Annotated in this window: 11 protein-coding genes; 8 read left to right on the forward strand and 3 right to left on the reverse strand. The window is 44.5% G+C overall.

What is annotated here, in order from left to right:
* Window positions 1-224 precede the first annotated feature (224 nt).
* The 8 genes from erpA (at window position 225) to ACTXGO_RS05870 (ending at window position 8,232) form a co-directional block, all read left to right on the forward strand.
* A complete protein-coding gene (gene erpA / locus ACTXGO_RS05835) occupies window positions 225-620 on the forward strand; it encodes an iron-sulfur cluster insertion protein ErpA (RefSeq protein ID WP_317200450.1) in 396 nt (131 codons plus the stop codon).
* A 308-nt stretch (window positions 621-928) separates the two neighbouring features.
* Window positions 929-2,503: a glutamate--cysteine ligase gene (gene gshA / locus ACTXGO_RS05840; protein ID WP_317200449.1), complete on the forward strand. Its 1,575-nt coding sequence runs from the start codon at window positions 929-931 to the stop codon at window positions 2,501-2,503.
* Window positions 2,504-2,633: 130 nt separating this feature from the next.
* Window positions 2,634-3,155: a disulfide bond formation protein B gene (locus tag ACTXGO_RS05845; protein WP_443573674.1), complete on the forward strand. Its 522-nt coding sequence runs from the start codon at window positions 2,634-2,636 to the stop codon at window positions 3,153-3,155.
* Between the two features lie 301 nt (window positions 3,156-3,456).
* A complete protein-coding gene (locus ACTXGO_RS05850) occupies window positions 3,457-4,074 on the forward strand; it encodes a copper resistance protein NlpE N-terminal domain-containing protein (protein ID WP_317200447.1) in 618 nt (205 codons plus the stop codon).
* Between the two features lie 154 nt (window positions 4,075-4,228).
* A complete protein-coding gene (gene mpl, locus ACTXGO_RS05855; protein ID WP_435949976.1) occupies window positions 4,229-5,683 on the forward strand; it encodes a UDP-N-acetylmuramate:L-alanyl-gamma-D-glutamyl-meso-diaminopimelate ligase in 1,455 nt (484 codons plus the stop codon).
* Window positions 5,684-5,934: 251 nt separating this feature from the next.
* Entirely contained in the window at window positions 5,935-6,189 is a 255-nt protein-coding gene (locus ACTXGO_RS05860) for a GlsB/YeaQ/YmgE family stress response membrane protein (protein ID WP_435949975.1), read from the forward strand.
* A gap of 221 nt (window positions 6,190-6,410) precedes the next feature.
* Complete coding sequence (gene def / locus ACTXGO_RS05865; RefSeq protein WP_317200444.1) at window positions 6,411-6,953, forward strand: peptide deformylase; 543 nt, start codon at window positions 6,411-6,413, stop codon at window positions 6,951-6,953.
* Window positions 6,954-7,056: 103 nt separating this feature from the next.
* On the forward strand, window positions 7,057-8,232 hold the full coding sequence (locus ACTXGO_RS05870) for a type III PLP-dependent enzyme (RefSeq protein ID WP_435951084.1): 1,176 nt from the start codon (window positions 7,057-7,059) through the stop codon (window positions 8,230-8,232).
* Window positions 8,233-8,470: 238 nt separating this feature from the next.
* On the opposite strand, the gene ACTXGO_RS05875 is transcribed toward ACTXGO_RS05870, so the two are convergent.
* From ACTXGO_RS05875 to ACTXGO_RS05885, 3 genes are all read right to left on the reverse strand, one after another.
* Window positions 8,471-9,313 carry a hypothetical protein gene (locus ACTXGO_RS05875; protein WP_435949974.1) on the reverse strand — a complete coding sequence of 281 codons (843 nt, stop codon included), beginning with the start codon at window positions 9,311-9,313 and terminating at the stop codon, window positions 8,471-8,473.
* Between the two features lie 54 nt (window positions 9,314-9,367).
* The gene (gene dapB, locus ACTXGO_RS05880) at window positions 9,368-10,198 is read right to left on the reverse strand and encodes a 4-hydroxy-tetrahydrodipicolinate reductase (protein ID WP_317200440.1); all 831 of its coding nucleotides are present in this window, start codon (window positions 10,196-10,198) and stop codon (window positions 9,368-9,370) included.
* Window positions 10,199-10,338: 140 nt separating this feature from the next.
* The coding region (locus tag ACTXGO_RS05885) for a DnaJ C-terminal domain-containing protein (protein WP_443573675.1) at window positions 10,339-10,806 on the reverse strand (468 nt) is incomplete at its 5' end.

Genomic DNA, 10,806 nt, shown 5'->3' on the forward strand with positions numbered 1-10,806 from the left:
ACGCACTCTTGACAAACGAATAGATAGCCCCATTATGATATACTGCTAATTGATAAGCGCAGGTAGTCCATCAATGCATTTTGATCGCGTGGCTATACTATTTATAATAAGCTTTAACGACTTACCATTAGTTTTAACGACAGCACCCTATTGAATCAGGCACCGATTATTTGCCATTATGGCATAGCAAACGATAGCTTTTGATTCTAGTTAATGAGGTAGATATGAACGAATCAGCCACCCCTTATAACCCAAGCTCTAGTAGTCCCAGCGCAAGCTGGCCTGTCGATCCTACTATTTTGACGTTGACCGATAGCGCCGCGCAAAAGGTGCGTCGTCTGCGCGAAGAAGAGGGTGATAATGAGCTGATGCTGCGTGTCTATGTGACAGGCGGCGGCTGCTCAGGTTTCTCCTATGGATTTAGGTTCGATAGTGATCTAAATGAGGACGATGCCAATTTTGACAATGAGGATGTGACCTTGGTCATCGATTCTATGAGTTATCAATATTTGCAAGGCTCGACTGTCGATTATATCGAAGGTTTAGAGGGTGCCCGTTTTGTGGTACAAAACCCTAATGCGACGACCACTTGTGGCTGCGGATCCTCGTTCTCAATTTAATTTATTAACTTGATACTTACTATGACAATGCATTTGCCATAACTAACCATTAAAAGCATCTATCCACGTGGTAGATGCTTTTTTTGTGGTTATGTTTTTATAATTTCATTCACTGCACAAGCAGTCGCTATAAACCCAAAAAAGTGGGTAAAAATACGCTATACACGCCACGTATAAAGCTTATCGTATTTGTAAGCACGCATAGTTTTTAGGACTACTTTGGGCTAAACTGAGCGGACTGTCTCTATGACACCCCTTTTTTAGATCGCATTTCGATCTACCTTTATAAATAATGATAGATGACCCTTATGAGTAATCCTGTAAGCAGTTTTGTTGATTTTGAGATTCCAAGTTGGTTTGATAGCAAGCATTTAGTCGGTATGCTACGCGGTATTGAAAAAGAGGGATTGAGGGTCAAAGCAGATGGTTATCTTGCGCAAACGCCGCACCCCAAGCAGCTGGGATCAAAACTAACCCATCCCTTTATCACCACTGATTACTCTGAGAACTTACTTGAGCTTATCACCGACCCAAAAGACTCGCCAAAAGATACCTTAATGATGCTACGCCAGTTGCATGTGCTGGTATATAAAGCTTTGCCTGAAGAGGAGCTGATGTGGCCGCTCTCCATGCCCTGTATGCTCTCATCTAATGATGAAGATATTCCCCTTGCCGATTATGGCAGCTCAAACACCGGTAAGCTCAAAACCCTCTATCGTAGCGGTCTTGGAGTGCGTTATGGTCGTCGTATGCAGACGATTGCCGGTCTTCATTATAATCTGTCATTTGGCGATGATTTGTTTCATGCATGGCAACAGCAAGCGGATACAGAGCAGCCTTTAGCAGAATTTAAAAACGAGAAATACCTAGGTCTTATTCGTAATTTTAAGCGCCTAACGAGCCTTGTGCTCTATCTATTAGGGGCCAGCCCCAGCGTCTGCCCTTGCTTTTTGGCAGGGCGCGAGCACGATTTAGAGCTACTAAACGACTCCACCTATTACAAGCCTGCGGCAACTAGCCTGCGTATGGGCAAACTTGGCTATACCAACAGCGTGCAAGAGCATCTTGACATCCGCTATAATCATTTACCTGAGTATATCGAGGGCTTGCGCCGCGCGATTCAAACGCCGCACGAGAGCTTTCAAAAACTTGGCCTCAATGATAGTAATGGCAATCCTATTCAGATCAATGATCATATTTTGCAGATTGAAAACGAGTACTACAGCCCTATTCGGCCCAAGCAAATCGCTGAGCGCGGCGAGACGCCAACTGAGGCTTTAGAGCGCCGCGGTATTGCTTATGTTGAGTTTCGAGCGATAGATTTGGACCCGTACAGTGACGTTGGTATTCGCTTATCTAGTGCTTGCTTCTTAGAAGTCATGGCACTGTATTGCTTGCTCAATGACTCGCCTGAATTGATGCCTGAGGAGGAAGAGGCGCTAGCTATCAATCTTGAGCGCGTAGTCAATGAAGGCCGCCGTGACAATCTACATATTATCAATAATGGACAAGAGCAGTCGCTTGAGAGCTGGATGCTGGCGCACCTAGCCAATATGCAGCCGCTAGCTGCGCTCTTTGATGCGCACTATGGTGGCAATGATTACCGCGCAGCAGTTGCGTTGATGCAAGGCAAAGCGGGACACTCAGAGTCGACGATATCCGCGCAAGTGAACTCTGATAGCGCGCGCCTAGGTAGCTTATGGAAGCTTGGTTTCACCCTTGCCGAGCAGCACCGTGATGCGCTACTACAACAGACGCTAAGCCCCAATATCCAAGCTAAGTATGAAGTACTGGCTGAAAAGTCTATTCTTCAGCAAGCTGAAATTGAAGAGAGTGAAACAGAAAACTTTATGGATTATATCCAGCAGTATCGATCCTTTTAAAAGTCATAATTTAATACTGTTATAAGCGTACTACTGATAACTACCGCAACATCTACAGCACTCTTGTCTTAGAGTGCTTATCCCCTTTTAACAAACCAGTTATTCCACATCATATAAGCGTACTTATCTTATGTTACGAGCTATCACCTACCGTCAATTACAAGTCGTATTAGTCATTGGGGCTGTCCTAGGCATGAGCTATGCGTTGTTTTTTTTGCAGCGTTACATGGGCTTCACTCCTTGTCCGCTTTGCGTATTTCAGCGCATTGGCTTAATTGTGATGGGCGTCTTTGCCTTACTTGCAGCGATTTTTCATCCCAAATCCAAAGCGGTCAAAATACTGCTGTGGCTTGGTAGCCTAATAGGTATTGTCTGGTCAACAGGGGTCGCGGCGCGTCACGTTTGGCTACAACACTTGCCTGCCGATCAAGTCCCCTCATGTGGACCAGGTTTGGACTATTGGCTAGATACGCTACCGATGAGTCAAGTTATGAATCAGGTATTTGCAGGATCGGGTGAGTGCGCTACGATTGATTGGATATTTTTGGGACTGAGTATTCCTGAGCAGTCATTGATATTTTTTAGCGTATTGATCTTAGTTCATATACTTATACTATTACGTATCTGGCGTCCTGCTACTCTAAATCATTAGTTTTGTATTTAAAATGTTTCTGGTAACTGGTGAATAAAAATCGCGCGCATTTGTAATGCTTATCAAATTATATGTATTTATAGTCTATTAATTCAGTTACTTAAGCCCTGCTAATATTTACGCTTAGTAGGGCTTACTATTGTGTACTTGTTGATTTACTTCAAAAATCCAAGCTTACACTCCATTTATCATAACAAAAAGTGCACAAACTCTAAGATGAGCTTTGTTATCTTGAAGTTTGTCATCCAAAATCTGGCATTAAAAAACGACGCAAAACATCTTGTCTGCTATTGGTGTATTTATGAAATTTATGATGACTTCTTTGTCTATAACAACGATGAGGCGATTCTGGCTCGTATTGCCTGCCCTAGCCATCACTATAGTGAGCTGCGATAACTCTCATTCTTCCTCGACATCGAATAATGCAGTGTCAAGTAAGGTATCTGCTTTTATCAACGCACAGGATGATGGAGACGACGTTGCCGTTATTACAAATAGTAATGACGAATCTGAGTTTGATTACGAGACTGACAGTGTGGAGGTTGTAGAAGAAGGCCAATCCCTTATCGCTGCGGCTAAGCCTGATGAAGCCCAGTCATCGTTACCTTCGAGTAATACGTTGCAAGCGACCTTGATGGGTGATTACGGCGGTATCATACCTTGTACATTTTGTGATTATATTGAAGTCACTTTAAACTTATTTGCCGACGGTAGTGTGGTCAAAACCAGCGTATATAACAATCCAAAGCTTGCGCGCGTACCTTTGGTGGAATCGGGCATATATCGTCAAGACGACGACAAGATTACGATCGCTTATGACAATCAGCATACTGAGTCTTATCACATCGAGGACAATCACTTACTGATGATAGATAAGAATAAAAATATTGATGTCAATCACGCTCTATCTCGTCAATAAACCCTTGGACTATATAAACCTTTGCACTGTACAAGCCTATAAAGCGACGCCTATTTATCAGGCGTTTTTTATTGCCTGACTGTTAGCTGTGATGCGAATACGCTACAATAAGCCAATTTTACTTCCTCATTCATTGACATGGTCTAAACGATTTATGCATATTCATATTCTTGGGATTTGTGGCACTTTTATGGGCTCTTTAGCGCTGCTCGCTAGGGAGCTTGGGTTTACGGTGACAGGGTCAGATGCCAACGTCTACCCGCCGATGTCCACTCAGCTTGAGCAAGCAGGCGTGACGATCAATGACGGTTATCATATCGAGCACTTACAACCCGCACCCGATCTTATCGTCGTCGGTAATGCGATGAAACGCGGTATGGATGTTATCGAGTACATGCTCGATAAAGGCCTGCGCTATACCTCAGGGCCACAGTTTTTATCCGAGCAAGTGCTACAGTCGCGCCATGTCATCGCAGTTGCAGGTACGCATGGCAAGACGACAACGACGACGATGCTAGCATGGATACTTCATTACGCTGGTATAGATACAGGGTTCTTAATTGGCGGCGTGCCTTTGGTAAATACCCTTGATGAGCACTTACAGCAAGTGTTTGCGCATAGCAGTTATTTGGGTTCTAAGGGTACAAGCGTCGATACAGATAGTGTAGGCTACTTCGTCATTGAGGCGGATGAGTATGATTCGGCGTTTTTTGATAAGCGCTCAAAGTTTGTGCATTATCGTCCCCGTACTGCCATCTTAAATAATCTTGAGTTTGATCATGCTGATATCTTTGCTGATCTGGCTGCCATTCAAACTCAGTTCCATCATATGGTGCGCATGATTCCAAGTAGCGGCAGGATCATTATGCCCGCCCAAACCAAAAGCTTGGAGGATACTTTAGCCAAAGGCGTCTGGACCCCTGTTTGGCGTACTGGTGTCACAACTCACAGCTCAAGCAGTCAGCGTGATAGTGACTGGCAAGCTGAGCTTATCAGCACTGATGGTAGTCAGTTTTGCGTAAGTTTCGCCAATGACCAAACCAGCGCTGTCGTTGAGTGGTCAATGAGCGGACTGCATAACGTTAATAATGCTTTGGTGGCGATCGCAGCGGCTTACGATGTTGGCGTCGATATTACGACTGCCTGCGCGGCGCTATCGAATTTCGCGGGTATCAAGCGCCGTATGGAATTGATCGGTGATGTGAATGATATTCTGATATTTGATGATTTTGCTCATCACCCGACAGCAATCACTATGACTTTGGACGGTGCTAAGAAAAAGCTGGCAGGTAGACGCCTATGGGCGATTATTGAGCCGCGTAGCAATACTATGAAAATGGGTATTCATCAAGATAGCTTAGCGCAGTCAGCAATGCTGGCTGATCAGACGCTTTGGTATGAGCCTGCAGGGCTTGAATGGGGTCTTAAAGCGGTCATCGATGAGGCTAAAGCGACCAATACAGACTTAAGCTCGCAGCAGGTTATGAGTAGTATCGATGAGATTATTAACCATATTCAAACTCATGCACGCGCAGGTGATGCTATCGTCATCATGTCAAATGGTAGCTTTGAAGGTATTCATCAGCGCCTGCTCACTACCTTGCAATAGAGCTTTGATACAATGATGGCGGCATATATTTTAAAGAAGTGCTTTTTGCATTTTTATTAACTAAGCACTTACCTATTGACCCTACGCTATAGCAAAGAGACGGATTTTCTCACACAGCCCATACACAGGTAACAATTTCTACTTACTTTAATTTTAATTTAGCGTTTACAATGACTTCATTACAACGATTACAACGTCGTAGAGTGACAACGTTGCAAAACCTTTAAATTATAAGAATTAGGAGAATAAAAATGGGTTTTATTTGGATGATTATCGTAGGTCTCGTTGCAGGTTTATTAGCTCGTGCTATCAAACCGGGTAATGACGCGATGGGCTGGATTATGACGATTGTATTAGGTATCGTCGGTGCTATGCTCGGTGGTTTTATTGCAGGGCTCATTGGTATTGATGCAGATGGCGGGTTCACCGGTCTTATCTTCTCAGTAATCGGTGCAATTATCCTTCTGTTCCTCTATGAGATGATTATGAACAGACGCCGCGTATAACTATTAGTCTTTTAGCTTACAGTCTATTAAATAAATGAGCCTCATATCGTATGAGGCTTTTTTTGGCATCAGCAATGCCTTTTGGTAAAAGAGCAAACATGCCCTAAATGACCTACCTATATGACTGAGTAGGTCGCAAATATCCTTGATAACGCTTACTTTTGCCCTTATTTAACTTATAATAAGCCCTATTTCATCCGCTATTACCGAGGTGCGCTGTTATGGCAATACGCCCTATTCTAAGTTATCCTGATCCGCGTTTGCGTACTATCGCAGCGCCTGTCAAAGAAGTCACGTCTGAGATTAAAACCTTAATCAAAGACATGATTGAAACCATGTATGACGCTGACGGCATTGGTCTTGCAGCAACGCAAGTAGATGAGCATATTCAGCTTATTGTTATGGATTTATCTGAAAATAAAGACACGCCAATGGTGTTTATCAATCCAAAAGTGACGCCGCTGGTTGAAGAAAAACAGCCGTATGAAGAAGGCTGCCTGTCGGTACCTGAGGTCTATGACAAGGTTGAACGCCCAAACAAAGTACGTATCGAAGCGTTAGACGAAAATGGCGAGATCATAGATAAAGAGGTCGAAGGTTTGCTTGCCGTCTGTATCCAGCATGAGATGGATCATCTAAATGGTGTGGTCTTTGTTGATTACTTGTCTCGTCTTAAGCAAACGCGCGCCCGCGATAAAGTCAAAAAAGTGCTTAAAATACGTGAAAAGCAAGACGTCAAGCAAGCTCAGCCGAGTAATGTTTAAATAGCATTTAAGTTAATTGAGCACTTATCTTAACGCATGATGAGTGCTTTTTCATTTCTGTACACTTCTTTATTTATCTCTATAAAGGTTTCGCCATATGACTATGATCAAAATCGATCAATATTTTGACTCTGCCGCTTGGCAAAAATTTACCCAAGCCGCGCAGGGTCGCGAGACGCCATTTTTGGTGGTGGATTTGAGCCGTATCAAGACCAAATACAATCAGATGGTTGAGCTGTTCCCTAATACCAAACTTCACTACGCGATGAAAGCCAGCCCTGCGGTTGAAGTCATTAATTTACTTGCTGATTTAGGCTCAAACTTTGACTGCGCTTCTATCTATGAGTTAGATCGGGTACTAGACTGTAATGTTGAGCCCTCGCGTATCTCTTACGGTAATACCATCAAAAAGGCAGAGCACGTTAAATACGCGTTCGATAAAGGCGTCGATCTATATGCGACCGACTCAGAGGCGGATCTCAAAAATATCGCCAAATACGCGCCAGGATCAAGAGTATTTGTACGTATCCTAGTGCAAGGCGCGCAAACGGCTGAGTGGCCACTCTCGCGCAAATTTGGCTGTCACCCTGATATGGCAATCGATCTACTGGTGCAAGCTAAAGCCTTGGGACTGGTACCTTATGGTATCTCGTTCCATGTCGGTAGCCAACAAAAAGACGTGGCGGCGTGGGATGATGCGATTGCCAAGGTCAAATACATGTTTGATTGGATGAAAAACGAAGAAGGCATCAAGCTACAGATGATCAATCTAGGCGGCGGCTTCCCGACCAATTATATTAGTGAAGTCAACCCTATAGAAGTCTATGCTACTGAGATCAAACGTTACTTGTCTGAGGATTTTCATGACGACGATATGCCAGAGATTATCTTAGAGCCTGGGCGCTCGCTAGTCGGTGGCTCAGGTGTTCTAGTGAGTGATGTCGTGCTCATTTCACGCAAGTCTCATACCGATCTGACTCGCTGGGTGTATACCGATGTTGGTCTGTTCCAAGGCTTGATTGAGACTTTGGGAGAGGCGATCAAATATCCAGTCTATACGCCAAAGATGGAGACCTCCACCAGCGAAGGTACCGTGGTACTGGCAGGGCCTACCTGTGATTCGACCGATATCATGTACGAAGAAGCAGGATATCAGCTGCCTAATGAGCTTGAGATTGGCGATAAGATCTATTGGCTCACCACAGGCGCTTATACCAACTCTTACTCCTCAGTTGAGTTCAATGGTTTTCCGCCTTTAGAGGTAATTTATATCGATTAGTTCTTAGATGCCTCTATAAATAAAAAGCGCAGCACTGTGAATATAGTCAACACTAGATAAAATGGATACGTTATTCAAAAACGCGGAACTGGTATAAATTTTTCTGGCTTGCTGTGCCTACGCAGACAGAGGCTGCAAAAAATTCATTCCAGTCCCGCTGTATCTTTTTTATATTGGACTGACTATAGCAAGGCTGCGCTTTTTTGTGTCTGCTTTAAATGCAATGACTTCAGCAAATTTATCGAACCAAAAGAGAGATAGGCATACTATTATTGCTACTAAAAGTGCGGTTACTGCCATAGCCTGAGCTTTGACTTTGCCCATTTTGGGTAATTTGACCAATCGTAATCCATTGCCCACGCGGCACGATGATCGTACTATTTAGACGCTGAGCTTTGACCGCATTATTCTGACGGTAAGCCGCATTGGATCTGACAAGCGTCTCCTCTACTTGCGATAAATTGACCTCGACTTGCCCATTTGGTAATAGCCTTGGTACAACAGCGATGCCTTGCGTGGTCGGCAATAGTATCTGCTGCTGAATGATGATTTGTCCTAAGGGTTGGTTTAAATTAGAGTAAATACTGCTGCTATAATTTTGCGTTAAAGCATAGAGCGTACCTGTGCTAATACTCGCGGCACTGCCTGAGAGCGTCTGTACTTGATACAGATTACCCGTTCGCTGCTGGCGACTGCTCTGGATGATAGCTCCCGATCCTTGAATACCGCGATTGCTGATAATAACCTGACCTTGTTGGCTATTGCCTTGTACCTTGCTATCACTGCCCACACGTACAGCTACAGTTAATGGCTGCGGCTGACTATCAATCTGTTTTAGTAACTGTTGCACGGCTTGATAATTGGCGCGCGTGGTGCGTAGTAACAATTTTTCTTGATAAGTGCTAACAGTGCCGCCATCAGGGCTGGTATCTAATTGCTGACGTACCGCAGGTAATAACTGATTGCCGCCGTAAGTATCGATGACGTAGGTCTGATAGGTAGCGGCTTGAGTGGTAAAAGGCAGAACAATAATACTTAGAGCAATAGCTATTGATCGCACTGCGCCTGTGGCAGTCGTCATAAACTTTGAGTCGTTATTGTTCGTACTTATGTGCCTACTCATCTTATTTATATCCTACTCATTTAACCCAAGCACATCTTGCATATTATACTGACCGTTTTTTTGCTGGGTGATCCAAGTTGCTGCGCGCACTGCACCTGCGGCAAAGGTCATACGTGCTCGCGCTCGATGCGTAATCTCGACCACTTCGCCATCAGCGATAAACATGACCGTGTGATCGCCGATGATCTCGCCGCCGCGAATCGCATGAATACCGATAGTGCCTGTTTCACGTGCACCGGTTTGCCCTTCGCGTCCGTAGATCGCAACGTCTTTTAGGTTTTGACCACGAGCCTCTGCGACTGCTTGGGCCATCATATAAGCCGTGCCAGATGGCGCGTCGATCTTGTGTTTATGATGCGCCTCAATGACCTCGACATCAGCTTCATTGCCAAAGGCTTTGGCTGCCATAGCCAATAGCTTGAGCGATAGATTAACCCCAGTGGAGTAATTGCCTGCGTAGACAATGGCAATGTGTTTGCTGGCTTCAGTCAGCACTTGCTCTTGCTGCTCGTTAAAGCCTGTAGTACCAATGACCATGGCGACGTTGTGCTCAGCGCAAGTTTGCATGTTTTGTTCAGTGGCATCTGGGAGACTAAAATCAATCAATACGTCGATATCGTCAATTACTGCTACCAGATCATCGACGATTTTTATGTTTAAATGATCAATCGCTGCGACTTCGCCGGCGTCTGCGCCTACGAGGCTTGAGCCCTCACGTTCGATAGCAGCACTCAAAGTCGTTTGCAGATTTTCATTGACGGCTTCAATCAGCATACGGCCCATACGTCCGCCTGCACCGATAACGCCGACTTTTATTGTTGTATCATTTGCTTGCTTGCTCATTATCCATCCTAAATACTTGTGAATATCTGATGATTATCATAGCATGAATTAATTTATGCCCTATTATAAACTCATATGAAAAAGCCCAGTAGTTTCACGTGAAACTATTGGGCTTAGAATGTCAAACAGTGAATCAACGACTAGTCAAACAATTCGCCAATCTTTTTAAAGAAAGATTTTTTGTGCGGTGATTGTTGATGCTTGCTATCACCATCCAAAGTATCTTGGAATTGACGTAATAAGTCTTTTTGCTCACGTGTTAGGTTCACAGGAGTTTCGATAATAACGCGGCAAATCAGATCGCCTTTCATCGTGGTACGTACTGGAGTCACGCCTTTGCCGCGTACTCGCAACAACTTACCGCTTTGGGTGCCCTCAGCGACTTTGATATTGACTCTACCATCAAGCGTTGGAATCTCAACTTCTTTACCGAGCGCGGCATCGGTAATGCTAACGGGGACATCCATATAGAGATCAGCGCCTTGACGGGTAAAGACTTCGTGCGGCTTGACGCGCACTTCGACATATAGATCGCCGTTTTGTACGCCTGCGCCGCCAGCCTCGCCCTCTCCTGCTAGGCGTACGCGGTCACCATCGTCAACGCCTGC

The organism is Psychrobacter sp. T6-1 (assembly GCF_052258445.1).